The organism is Microcystis sp. M113S1 (assembly GCF_020246945.1).
In the GTDB taxonomy this organism is placed as follows: domain Bacteria; phylum Cyanobacteriota; class Cyanobacteriia; order Cyanobacteriales; family Microcystaceae; genus Microcystis.
The window spans coordinates 1-13,210 of the sequence record NZ_JADBSA010000137.1 but is presented as its reverse complement, the minus strand read 5'-3'; the positions used below and the strand labels follow the sequence as shown (position 1 = coordinate 13,210).

Annotated in this window: 7 protein-coding genes and 1 pseudogene; 5 read left to right on the top strand and 3 right to left on the bottom strand. The window is 39.0% G+C overall.

Translation table 11 applies throughout. From position 1 onward, the window contains the following. On the bottom strand, positions 1-4,016 hold a 4,016-nt coding region (locus tag IM319_RS07030), incomplete at its 3' end, for an amino acid adenylation domain-containing protein (RefSeq protein WP_287735108.1). Between the two features lie 469 nt (positions 4,017-4,485). Next, complete coding sequence (locus IM319_RS07025; RefSeq protein ID WP_287735107.1) at positions 4,486-4,614, bottom strand: hypothetical protein; 129 nt, start codon at positions 4,612-4,614, stop codon at positions 4,486-4,488. Between the two features lie 37 nt (positions 4,615-4,651). Between IM319_RS07025 and IM319_RS07020 the strand changes: the two genes are divergently transcribed. From IM319_RS07020 to IM319_RS07000, 5 genes are all read left to right on the top strand, one after another. Then, on the top strand, positions 4,652-6,721 hold the full coding sequence (locus tag IM319_RS07020; protein WP_287735106.1) for an ABC transporter ATP-binding protein/permease: 2,070 nt from the start codon (positions 4,652-4,654) through the stop codon (positions 6,719-6,721). Positions 6,722-6,782: 61 nt separating this feature from the next. Further along, entirely contained in the window at positions 6,783-7,952 is a 1,170-nt protein-coding gene (locus IM319_RS07015) for a DUF6014 family protein (protein ID WP_287077739.1), read from the top strand. A gap of 320 nt (positions 7,953-8,272) precedes the next feature. Beyond that, positions 8,273-10,285 carry a phospholipase effector Tle1 domain-containing protein gene (locus IM319_RS07010; protein WP_287735105.1) on the top strand — a complete coding sequence of 671 codons (2,013 nt, stop codon included), beginning with the start codon at positions 8,273-8,275 and terminating at the stop codon, positions 10,283-10,285. A gap of 51 nt (positions 10,286-10,336) precedes the next feature. Further along, positions 10,337-10,786: a hypothetical protein gene (locus IM319_RS07005; protein ID WP_286824179.1), complete on the top strand. Its 450-nt coding sequence runs from the start codon at positions 10,337-10,339 to the stop codon at positions 10,784-10,786. Positions 10,787-10,897: 111 nt separating this feature from the next. Continuing rightward, on the top strand, positions 10,898-12,559 hold the full coding sequence (locus IM319_RS07000; RefSeq protein WP_287735104.1) for a GUN4 domain-containing protein: 1,662 nt from the start codon (positions 10,898-10,900) through the stop codon (positions 12,557-12,559). Positions 12,560-12,617: 58 nt separating this feature from the next. On the opposite strand, the pseudogene IM319_RS06995 reads toward IM319_RS07000, so the two are convergent. Further along, a pseudogene (locus tag IM319_RS06995) lies at positions 12,618-13,210 on the bottom strand (RNA-guided endonuclease InsQ/TnpB family protein); the annotation flags it as partial.

Below are 13,210 nucleotides of genomic sequence, written 5' to 3'. Positions count from 1 at the left end.
AATGTCCCATAAGCTGCTAACAATGTCATAAACATTGTCACCCCTTGTTGCTGACTTAATTCTGTTAGCTTTTGAGTCAGTTCAAGGGATAGTTGAAACTCTTGATGTGCCCCTGTAAACGATTGTCTTGCTGGACGGGGTTTATCTGTTGGTAAGGGTAAGAATGTTGGTGCTTCTGCTAGTTGTTTTTTCCAGTAATTTAATTGATTTTCTAGGACTTCTCCTCGGAACCATTTTCTTTGCCAAATTGCAAAATCAGTGTACTGAATTGGTAAGGGTTTTAAGGGGGAAACTTGACCTTGATTAACTGCATTATATAACGCTGTTAATTCTTCAATAAATACCCCCATTGACCAACCATCACTAATAACATGGTGCAGACACAATGATAACCAATACTCGTTATTATTCAGCACGATTAAGGTAGCTCTTACTAATGCTTCATTAGCTAAATCAAAGGGTTGTAATGCTTGTTCCTTAACTAATTTTTTAGCAGCATTTTTTTGTTCTTCTGGTGATAAATGCTGCAAGTTGATTACTGATACTGTCCAATTTGTTAACGTGTTAATAACCTGAGTTGGTTGTCCATTAACAGTAACAAAGTTGGTTCTTAATGCTTCGTGACGTTGAATAATTTCCGCTAAACTTTGTGTTAAAGCAACTTGATTAAGGTGGCCTTGCAAACGTAAAGCCACAGGAATATTATAGAAGGGACTATTAGGTTCTAATTGGTCTAAAAACCAGAGACGAGTTTGAGCGTAAGACAACAATAATTCAGACTGTTCACCCCTTGGTAATATGGGGGGTGCGGATAGGGTTAAATCCTGTTGCTGTAATTGTTGAATTTGTTGTCCTAATTCTTCAATTGTTGGGGCTGCAAATAGACTCCGTAGGGGAATTTCTATTGAGAAATTACTGCGAATGCGGGAGATGAGTTGAGTAGCTAATAATGAGTGTCCTCCCAGTTCAAAGAAGTTATCATTAATGCTTACTTGTTTGACTTTTAAAACTTCAGACCAAATTGTTACCAGTATTTCTTCAATGGGGTTGCGTGGTAAGATGAATTTGTCTGTTCTTTCGTAACTTTGTTCGGGTGCAGGTAAGGCGCGACGGTCTATTTTGCCATTAGGTGTTAAGGGTAATGATTCTAGTATTACGAAAGCACTGGGAATCATATATTCTGGCAGCTTTTCCTTGAGGAATTGCCGCATTTCATTGGGGGTAGGTGTTGTCTCTTTTTCGGGGACAATGTAGGCGACTAAACGCTTATTTCCTGGTGTATCTTCCCGGGCAATAATAACAGATGATTGTACTTGAGGATATTGAGTTAATAATGTTTCTATTTCTCCTAATTCAATACGAAATCCTCGTATTTTTACTTGGTTGTCAATGCGTCCCAAATATTCAATATTACCGTCAGGTAAATAACGCGCTAAGTCCCCAGTTTTGTAGAGACGAGAATCTGAGTAATTACTAAAAGGATTAGGGATAAATTTTTCTTGTGTTAATTCGGGACGGTTAAGATAACCTCTTGCTAATCCTGCTCCACCTATGTGTAATTCTCCTGGAATACCTACAGGTACTGGTTGAAGATTGGAGTCTAAAATGTAGATTTGTGTGTTAGAAATTGGACGACCTATTGGTGGAAGTGATGGCCAAATATTGGGATAACCTGTTAAAGAAAATGCTGTTACTACATGGCTTTCTGTTGGTCCATACTGATTTTCTAGCCGACAATTAGGAAGCTTATTGAAAAAGTCTGTTAGTACCGGAGTAATTTTTAATTGCTCTCCAGCAGTAATCAATTCCTGAAGATTTTGAGGGAGAAATTGAGTATTAGCAGCACTCTGGGCTAACTGTTCTAACGCAACAAAAGGAAGAAATAGTCTTTCAATGGCTCCTTGTGTGAGCATTTTTAATAATGCTGTTCCATCTCTGCGGATTTCTTCTGTAATTAAAACGAATAGGCCACCTGAACACAAAGTAGAAAAGATTTCTTGAAAAGAAACATCAAAACTTATTGGTGTAAATTGACCTGTCTTTGTGCCATATTTAGCAGATGGTTGTTTCACTTGCCAAACTATAAGATTGACAAGCGGACGATGATTCATAGCCACTCCTTTTGGCTGTCCAGTAGAACCTGAAGTGTAAATCACATAAGCAAGATTATCTGAACTTACACCTGTATAAAGATTAGAATTACCAAATTGTCCAATCTTTTGCCAATCTCTATCCAAACAAACTGTCTGTGCAGTAGATGACGGTAAAAATGACAACAATTCCTGTTGAGTTAATAACACCTCAACTTTTGAATTAGCCAACATATAACTCAATCTTTCTGCTGGATAATTTGGGTCAAGGGGAACATAAGCCCCACCCGCTTTTAATATACCCAATAATCCCACAATCATCTCTAAAGAGCGTTCAACACAAATCCCCACTAATTCATCAGGTTTAACACCCAAAGATTGCAAATAATGTGCTAACTGATTAGCTCGACGATTTAACTCATTATAGGTTAATTGTTGACCTGAACATACCACCGCTACAGCATTAGGAGTCCGTTCAACTTGCTCCTCAAATAATTGATGAATACACTTATTTGAGGGATATTCAGCTTTAGTGTTGTTCCATTCGACTAATAGTTGATGTTGCTCTCGCTGTGTCAGTAAAGGTAACAATGACACTGGTTGCTGTGGATTTTCAACAATTGACTCTAGCAAAGTCACAAAATGCCCTGCCATGGGTGTGATGGTAGTATCCTCAAACAAGTCAGTATTGTATTGCCAGTTTAGTTGGAAGGTTTCTGCTGCTTCCATTACCATTAAACTTAGATCAAAGTCTGCACCGCGTTGATGTCCAAGTAAATAGGGAGCCATCTGTAGCATTGGTTCTTGACTGGGGGATAAGTTCTCCTTTTGTTCACACCAAGTTTGTGCTTGCCAAGTAAAACTAACTTGACAGAAAGGCGAACGGCTGGGATCGCGTTGTGGCTGGAGTTTTTCTACTAACAGAGAAAATGGGTAATCTTGATGCTTTTGAGCTTGCCTAACTATTTTGCTGACTTGAGCAAGAAGTTCCGTAAATGTGGCATTCTCCTCGACAAAAACTCTTAAAACGGTCAGATTAGAAAAGTAGCCGACAATCTCTTTAAACTCTTTACCCGTCCGACCCCTCATCGGGCTGCCTATGAGGATGTCTGTTTGATTAGTGTAACGGTAAAGTTGGACGTAAAATACTGTGAGCAGAATCCGATAAAGGGTTGTTCCTGTGGCTAGAGCTAGATGCTTGAGTTTTTCAATTAACTGTTCATCTAGCTTGGCAATATATGATGCCCCTTGATAAGTCTTTACTGGGGGGCGGGGTTTGTCTGGGAGCAAATTCAAAATTGGCAATTCGCCAGCTAATTGTTTTTGCCAATATTGCCACTGTTTTTCTCCTTTGGAACCCGATAGCATTTCTGACTGCCAGTGGACAAAATCTGCATAAGATTTTTTTTCACTGAGAGAATCTACTGTTTCTGGCTGCCCTTGACTAATTCGCTTGATTTCATTAGTATATGACGTTTGAAATTCACCCAGCAGTAAATTAAAAGACCACATATCACCAGCGATGTGGTGCATTGTGAGCAAGAGAATATGGTCTTCTGGTGAAAGAGTAAATAAATTCACCCTCAAAACTGAATCTTTTTCTAAGTTAAAAGGGGTGTCAGCTATAGCATAGATTTTCTCTCTTAAGTGGTCTTCGCTCCATTCGCTGGCATCTATTACCCCAACACTAAAATTCAGTTGTTGATTAACTTGTTGAACTGGTTTACCTTCATGACTGGTATATGTGGTTCTCAGAATCGGGTGCTTTTCAATAATTTTTTGCCATACACGATTGACAACAGGAATCTTTAAATAAGAATAAATTTTTGCAGTAATAAATATATTATAAGCAACGCTTTCTGGAGCAATCTGGTAGATTAACCACATTGCTTCTTGACCACGTGAAAGTGGGTAAATTGTTTTCATATCTATACTCATGAGTCTCCCGCATTTGTGATCAAAAAAGGTTATCTAGGGGAAGGCGTATGCTTTATGCCCCTACAGAAACCGAATTTGCCCCACTGTAGGGGCGCAAGGAAGCCGAGTACAAAATGTAACATATATCGAACATTTTTAACCATGATATCGCAAGATATGTTATCGCTTTGAGGGAACGGGGAACAGGAAACGGGGAAGAAAATCGGCGCACCTCATTGCTTTGAAACCTGTATCCTGAAATCTTATCATAGAAAAAAAATTTGTCATGGTCAACAAAATTCGGTAATATGTGGTAGTCTGAGAAGCGCTCACTAGCTTTAGCTATCAAAACAATGGTTACTTGTAGTAAGATAACGAGGGTTAAAGAAGCAGTAGCAAGGGTGGCTGAGAAAGCGAGCGCTCTATACTGACAGATAAAGCGACGGGAGTATGTTAGCACAACTCAAGCACAATAACCTTAAAATTGTCGGGGAGCATTATATTTTCGCCAATTGCCTTCTACACAGGGGAAGGTTTCTCCTGAAACTAGAACCCAACAGACAACCCCAGAATCAACTCCGCCAATCCAGCCAAAATCTAAAATCATTCCAGCAAAATGTCCACAACTCAAATATAAATGCTATATGTCCGCCAAAGTCTCTCAAGATCGATCGACGACTAATATTATCTCCGATGTCAGCAAATTTTGGCACAGTGTCAAGCTGATCGCTGCTCCCTATTGGTATCCTACTGAATCGGGGGGAAGGACTTTTGCCGATGTGATTCAAGCTTGGGCCATGCTCATCCTACTAATCGGGGTAATCCTAGGGGTTGTAGGCTTAAATGCCTTCAATAGCTTTATTAGTAATTACTTAGTTGATGTCATTCTTGAAAAAAATGATTTTGATAAATTTGTCAAAACTTTGGTAGTTTTCGCGGTTGGACTGCTCTTTGTCACCCTTTTGGTTGGCTTGCTTAAATTTCTCAGGAAAAGAATCGCCCTGGATTGGTATGCTTGGCTCAATGACTGGATTCTCACAAAATATTTGCATAATCGCGCCTATTACAGAATTAATTTTAAATCCGATATCGACAACCCAGATCAGCGTTTATCCCAGGAAATTGAGCCGATTACCAGTAAAGCTCTCTCCTTTTTTGCAGTTTCCCTAGAAAATGTCCTAGATATGATCACTTTTTTAGTGATTCTCTGGTCAATTTCTTCCTCTGTCGCCATTATTTTAGTCGTTTGGACAATTCTCGGTAACGTCATTGCTATCTATTTTAACCAAGCTCTAAATAAAATTACTCAAGAAGAATTAGAACTTAAGGCTAACTATAATTATGCTCTAACCCACATTCGTAATCATGCGGAGTCGATCGCTTTCTTTGAGGGAGAAAATCAGGAATTAAATATTATTCAGCGGAGATTTAATAAACTCTTAGACAGTGCTAAACGTAAAATTGATTGGGAGAGAGGCACAGAAATTTTTAGTCGGGGCTATCAGGCGGCAATTCAAGTATTTACTTTTGTCATTTTGGGTCCTTTGTATATCAATAGTGAGGGCATTAGTTTCGGACAGGTCGGGCAAGCCTGTTTAGCGGCTAATTTGTTTGCTACGGCGCTGGCGGAATTAATTAGTGAATTTGGCACTTCGGCACAATTTAGCAGTTATGTTGAACGTCTATCGCAATTTTCCGAAGCCTTAGAAGAAGTCATTAAACAACCGGAAAATTTAAGCACGATTAAAACCATCGAAGAAACCCAATTTTCCTTTGAAGATGTCACCTTGCAAACCCCCGATTATGAACAGGTAATTGTCGAAAACCTCTCCCTTTCTGTTCAGCCTGGACAAGGTTTATTAATTGTCGGTCCGAGTGGTCGGGGTAAAAGTTCCTTGCTACGTGCGATTGCCGGTTTATGGAATGCAGGAACCGGCCGATTAGTGCGTCCCCCCCTAGAAGAAGTATTGTTTCTGCCCCAACGTCCCTATATAATATTAGGAACCTTGCGAGAACAGTTACTCTATCCCAATCGTAATCAAGAAACCAATGAGATAAGATTGAGGGAAGTTTTGCAAGAAGTCAATCTCCAAAATTTACTAAATCGAGTCAATAGCTTTGATACAGAAGAGCCTTGGGAAAACATTTTGTCCCTGGGAGAACAACAACGTTTGGCTTTTGCTAGGGTATTAATTACCCGTCCCAGTTTTACTATCCTAGATGAAGCCACAAGTGCTTTGGACTTAAACAATGAGGAAAATTTATATCGGCAATTGCAAAAAACTCACACAACTTTTATTAGTGTTGGACATCGGGAAAGTCTCTTTAACTATCATCAATGGGTTTTAGAACTCTCTAGTAATTCTCATTGGCAACTGCTTACAGTGGAGGAATATCGCCGACAAAAAGCGAAAGAAATTATTAATATTTCTGTCGATAATTCTCAAACTAGGCTCGAAGATTTACCGAATCAGGAAACCGAGGTCAATCCTAAAATCAATTCTGCCGAGGAACCCCCCCCCGAATCGCCAACGACAACAATCTTAACAGAAGTCGAAGAAGGACTTTCCCATGCACAAATGAAGGAATTAAGCGACTATTCTCTCAGTAGCATTAGAAGCAAAGCCAGTCAGGGAAAATCAATTACGGGGAAAGATGGACTGACCTATCGCTATGACAAAGACCCTAAAATCTTAAAATGGCTAAGAGTTTAGCCGATGAGAGATGGTTCAAAAAACAACGTTAAAACATTACACCAACTTAGCTACCAAAAAAATGAATCAAACCCTGGTTAATCAACAACAGTTGTTCCAAGAAATCGTCCAAGATATCCAGCAAAATAAAATTGCAATTGCGGCGAAAAAACTGCGTCAACAGGAAGCAGATAACTGTGAAATTCCGGCTCAGTGGCTTCTGAAAACAGCAGCGGCTTTAGAAACCGATGACTGGAGCATTTTATCAGAAGATTTCATTAATCTGAATTTTATCGATAAAAATGGTTATTTTCTGATGATTGCTCCCTATAGCATCAATCGTCAGGGGAAGCAACAAGTCACTTTGAGTGCGATTTACGGAAAAATTCATAAAAATAGTGAACCTTCTATTGAACAACTAGAAAGGTTAATTCGTGAAAAATTTGGCAGTTTAGGACAACCGATTCCCAGAAATTTGTCCTTTACTGAAATTGCTAGTTGTGGTACAGTTAGCGGAGAAAAGGGGGAGGCTTTTATCGTTCCCCATAGGTGGACTTTTCCCAATAGTGTTCAGGGACCAGCTTTAAATAATGCCAGTGAGCAAAAAAGACGCTTTTCCGGTTCTAGCTACGAATGTATCCGAAAAATTTTTGAGCCAGAAACGGCCGATTTACTATTAGGACCCCTAGAGGATCAAATTAATGGTGAACGCTATCGCCATCTCGATACCCAATTCCATGAAGCAGGTCATGCTAGTGGGTTGGGATTTGACTTGAAACTCAAAAATAAACTGTTTCAAAACTATACCTATGCCGGAGTCGAGGAGTGGCGCTCAGATAGTTTAGGCTTTGAATTTGCCGACTGTGCTTTACCTGCCGAAGAAGCGGGAAAATTAGTCGCTGTTAATTTCTGCATTCGCTTTGGTTTAGATGCTCACCGTTTAGGGGGTTTAGAAAAAGATGTGGATGTCCACGCTAGTTTGATCAGTTTGGAATATCTCTTGCAAAATGATGCTATTTATCTCACAAAAAATGGTCAATTGGCCCTGCGTAATGTCAGTTATCCAGGCTTACTAAAAGCGGTGGAAATGCACCGAACAAAAGCTTTATCTCTAACGCGAAGGGAGTTAAATCTAAATAGTCCAACAGGTCTTTTTGCTCTGTATAAAGTAGAGATTCATCCCGCAACCCAATTAATTTTTCAGGGACTAATTGTAGAGCGCTGCCGAGGAATTTGGTCAGAGTTACAATAAGTACCTAGGGTTTGCTGATAACCGTCCCGGGGAGGGATGTCAGTCAGCCATGTGCATCCCTCCAAGTACTAGGTCTCTACTACTTGATGGCGATAGGGATTGGGGTCAACTCCTCTGAGTTTCTCGCCACAGCAAGTGCCGGCCCTGGAATATTAGTCGTTGACTCCTACACATTTATTTATATATATCACTAGATAACTAAAATGTGTTAAGCTAGGCGGTAGCATTCTGGGAAATCACGACAGATAGATCAGTCTCTTATTAGTCAGAATCCCTGAACCCCTGATTACCTCTTTCTCCCCTAGGTGATTACAAAACCAATGGCTGAACAACGCTCTGTACTAAAATTTAATGGCATCGATGATCACATGGAGCTATCCCACGGATTTCTTGACATCGATCAGAGTATTACCATTACATTTTGGGCAAAAGGGGAAAATAATTTATCCACAGAAACCACTCTTTTAGAAGCTGTTAATCAGGAAAATAACCGCGTTCTACATATTACCTTGCCCTGGGGCGATCCCGTGAAACCTGCGATTTTTTGGGACGCGGGAAATGAAGAAGGTTTCGATCGAATTGAAAAAAAAGTCAAGCTTAAAGATTATAGTGATTGGACTCACTGGGCCTTTGTCAAAAATGCCACCACAGGCCGAATGTTGATCTATCGCAATGGGATCATTTGGCATCGTGGCAACGGTCATAACCGGGCCTTAACGGGGATTGAAAAAATTATCTTGGGAGCCTCTGTTAATCTCTCCCATTATTGGCAAGGTTGTCTTGCAGAACTTTCTGTTTGGAATCAAGCGCGTAGCCAAGAAGAAATCCAAGAAGCGATGTATCAATCTCCCTTAGTTGATGACCTTGGTTTAGTCACTTATTTATCACTCAATGGCAGTGCCGAGGATCAAACAAGTTATAGCAATCATGGTATTCTTTATGGGACAACCTGGCAACTAGATAGTCTTCCCTCCAAACCGACCTCGATCCCTAAATCAAAAACTCAGACTAGCAGTAAAGCTAGAAGGAGTGCGAAAAGGATAACAATGGTCAACGAAATTTTTAACTCCCTTGAAGAAGAAGAAGTGATTGAACAGGATGCTCCATCTGAAAATCAAGAACCTTCCCGGGAAGATAATTCAGAATCAATTATAATTGCCGAAGAAGCTGCCCTTGCCAGCAATGAAATTGAGGAGATTACTGAAACAGCAATTTCTCAACCGGATAGCCTCACTTATTCAAACCAGAAAAAACGGTTAATTATTTGTTGTGATGGTTCTTGGGAAGACTCTGCCAGTGCTTACCCCACCAATGTGGTTAAATTCGCCGAATCTATTAAGTATATTGCCGAGGATCAAACCCCCCAAATCGTCTTTCTGTCAGGTTCTGGCAGCCCCGAAGATAACGAATTTATTAAAAGTTTAGGGAATGAAACTTTTGGCTGGGGCCTCGATCGAATGATTCAAGATGCCTATCGTTTTCTTGTCCTTAACTACAATCCCACAACCGAGGATGAAATTTATTTGTTAGGTTTTAGTCGAGGAGCATATATCGTTCGATGTTTGGCCAGTTTTATCGATAAATGTGGAATCCTAAAACGCTCTAAGATTAAAGAAATTCCCCTAGCTTATCAACTCTATCGAGACCACACCGTTAGTTCCGATAGTGCCAAAGCTCAACAATTTCGTGCCGCTAATGCTAAAAAAATTGAGACAGAAAAGGAAGATTTTCAAGATCGTATTCCAGTCAAGATGTTAGGTTGTTGGGATACAGTTGGCAATTTTGGTATTCCCGATTTAACTCCCTGGTTTCCCCTGGCTAAGTTTTATCATAAAAAATATGAATTTAGTAATACAAAACTAAGTCCGATTATCCAGAATGCTTTTCATGCTGTTGCCATTGATGAAAAACGTAAAAACTTCCCTTCCACTCCGATCAAAGCCAATCCCGAAAATCCTGAACAAGTTGTCAAAGAAGTTTTATTTGTCGGTGAACATACCTGTCTAGGTGGTGGCAAAAAAGAATATCAAGGACTTTCCGACTACCCGTTACAATGGATGATTAATCAAGCCAAAAAATTGGGATTAGAGTTTAATTCAACTACCTCTGAATCCGAGGAATTCCAAATTAAACCAGACCCGACCATCAAGTTCGATAATACTGTTAAAGGATTGTCGGCCTTGGGAGGTGAGCAATGGCGATATTTCAATACAAAAGTTGTCACTGTTCATCACAGTGTGGTAAAACGATTAAAGGCCTTTTCCGATTATCGTCCCAAAAGTCTTGAACCTTTTCTTCAAGCTTTACTTGACGACGATCAACAGACAGAGTAACCTTGCTTTAAAATTAAACTAATCCTTCGCTAGAAATTTGAGGTGATTTTTATGGAACTCGATAACATTATCAAAAAAGTGGCAGGTACTTATTTAGCTTCGGCTATTATTGCTGTCATCGTGCTAATTTTCACCCTCGGACAACCCTTTGTAGTTTTTCTGGGTATCGGAGCGATGGGGTTGGTTACTGTCTTAGGAGATGCGATCGCCGAGTACGGAATTGAAGCGGTTCTGAATGCTTTTTACACTGAGCGAAGTAAAAAAGAATCCCTGGAAACACTTTTAGCTGAAATTGATGCTTTACCTCTGACTGATGACCTGAAATTAAAAACCAAAAAACACTTGACTGACCATCAAGAACAGACAGTAAAGCAGCAAGAAACGGTAACTGAGCCAACTCCTGAAAATCCTCAAACAGTTGTTATTGAAAATGAACCAGTTATTGAAAATGAACCAGTTATTGAAAATGAACCAGTTGTTGTTGAAGTTGAAAATGTTTAATTAGGTATTGCTCCCTCTTGCAAGAGATGGGGGCAGCGGATGATTATTGCTAAGTATTGAGGAATTTTTTGGTCTAAGATAGCTATGCTAAATAGGAACTCTCAACATCTGATGACCTATAAAAAAATTGCCATTTATGAGCAAAGCTATCAACTTCCTGTTTTTAAAAATAGATACTTAAAAAATTTTCAGAAAATCATCAAGGAACGTCGGAAATTAATTCAAGAAGGAGTTCGCTACCATTACTATTTTGGTAAGATTATTAAACGAAAAGAAAAAATTACTCAACAAGAAATCTTGATCGAGACTCAGTTATTAATTAAAGACTATAATTTACTAATTAATGGACTAGAAATCTATCAGGACGGATATTATCGTTTTTTACTCCAACTCAGTGACAATCTCAAAATTTTATTTTCCCAAAAATATCAAGAATTGAAAATATTAGACTACGAGAGAATAAAGTTAGAAATTAAAAACAATAATAATCAGAATATTCTCAATCAACTCAAGCTAGAAAAACAGGAAAATTTTCGGTCAATTTTGCTACTGGGAAAAACATCTTTTTTGATGTTGAGAAAAACTAAATTACTAGGAGAAGGAGTTCAGAAATTAGCCGAGGATACTCAAAAGCAGAAAAAAATTGTGCAAGCAATTATTCAAGAACTCAAAATTTATGAGGAATTAAATCATTATCAACTCAAATCTCAACGAGTTCGCCAAGAAATTGCTGATCTTGCCCAAAATGCGATTAATTTTGAAAACTACTTACAGGACTATTTTGCTCCTTTTCAATTATTAATAGAAGAAGTGATTAAGGTGGATGAAGAATTTTATGCAACAGTTGGAGAAATTAAGTATTTGGTAGATAATATTTTTCCACCTCAGCCTGCTCTCTTAGAAACGTCAGATTCAGCCATAAATTCTGAGTTTTTGCTAAATTTTCTGGCGACTGGTTACGAGAAAGAAGCAAGGTTAAAAGAGGCTTTTTCCTCTGATCAATTTAATGATTACTTATTCAATGAAAGTGAATGGTCAGAACAATTTATTTCCCTAGAAAAAACCATCAATAAATTATCTCATCATTTAGCAGAACAAGAGGCTTGTCAAAAAGACACTATCCCCAAAACTCCCCTGGCAATAGTTGTCTCTCAATTCACTCAAAACAGTCTTCACAAATCTTCTACTTCTAAAAATCCCCAGACTTCCCCAAATATCTTAACTCAAGAATCGGCTGATATTGATTATAATCAATTACAAGATTTGCTAAGAAAGCAACAGTGGCAAGCGGCCGATCGCCAAACAACCCAACTACTATTAAAAATTTTGGGTAGAACCTACTGGAATGAGGTTTATCCTCAAGATATTGCTCAATTACCTTGTTCGGATCTGAAAAAAATTGATCAACTTTGGCTTCATTATAGTAATGGTCATTTCGGTTTTAGTATTCAGCAAGCCATTTTCTCTAGTCTCGGTGGTTTAGTGGATTATGAAACCCAAAAGAAACTTGGCGATCGGCTGGGTTGGCGGAAAGAAGGTCAATGGCTCAATTATGAGCAACTAAACTTTGAATTAGAGCCGAATTCTCCCCTCGGTCATTTACCCGTTCATTGGTTGATTTTTGAAGAAAATCTTTGTTACCCATCTGCGGAAGCTTCTGACAATCAAAACTCCCTGGCTTTCTGGAGAGTTGGCAATTGGTTATTGTGGCAACTTCACCTCGTTTTAAGCAAAATTCAAGCCTGTGGAATTATTCCTCTGTCTGACTTTTAAAGCGATTATCTAAGCTGTTGACTATCTAAATTATTCGTTAATTGACACTCCCCGCGCGCTAAAGCGACTGGGATTCTTGGTTCAAAGAGATTACTTGCTTAGACAGAATTGCTTCTGAAAAAGTAGAGGTATTCTCTCCCCAAGCGTTTATTGGGTCGAGCATCGAAAGTTCCTGTATGCCCTACAGTACCTAACCCCTTCTTAAGGATATTGATAGCGGCGTTTTCATCCCGATCTAAAACACATCCACACTTGCATTGATGGGTTCTAGTCGATCAAGATTTTTTGACAGTTTCACCACAGTTTGAACAATTTTGGCTTGTATAATTCGGTGCGACAGCAATTGTTATATTGCCAAATTTAACCCCAAAATACTCTATCCATTCTCGAAACTGATACCAGGCCGCATCATTTATCGATTTAGCTAAACAATGATTCTTAACTAAGTTCTTAACTCTTAAATCGACCTGGGCTATCACATCTAAGAAGTGAACTACGCACCTTGCTAACTTCACAGCAAAGTCTTGACGTTGCCTATTTACTTTAAGGTGAGCTTTAGCTAATCTTTGTCTAGCTTTTTGACGATTTTTACTTCCCTTTTTCTTTTCAGATAATCGCCTTTGAAGTCGTTTTAATCGTTTCTCGGACTTT

Bases quoted from the DNA above. Each gene is read 5' to 3' on its own strand.
- IM319_RS07000 (WP_287735104.1), top strand. From the start codon at position 10,898: ATGACCTATAAAAAAATTGCCATTTATGAGCAAAGCTATCAACTTCCT.
- IM319_RS07005 (WP_286824179.1), top strand. From the start codon at position 10,337: ATGGAACTCGATAACATTATCAAAAAAGTGGCAGGTACTTATTTAGCT.
- IM319_RS07020 (WP_287735106.1), top strand. From the start codon at position 4,652: ATGTCCGCCAAAGTCTCTCAAGATCGATCGACGACTAATATTATCTCC.
- IM319_RS07025 (WP_287735107.1), bottom strand. From the start codon at position 4,614: ATGATTTTAGATTTTGGCTGGATTGGCGGAGTTGATTCTGGGGTTGTC.
- IM319_RS07015 (WP_287077739.1), top strand. From the start codon at position 6,783: ATGAATCAAACCCTGGTTAATCAACAACAGTTGTTCCAAGAAATCGTC.
- IM319_RS07010 (WP_287735105.1), top strand. From the start codon at position 8,273: ATGGCTGAACAACGCTCTGTACTAAAATTTAATGGCATCGATGATCAC.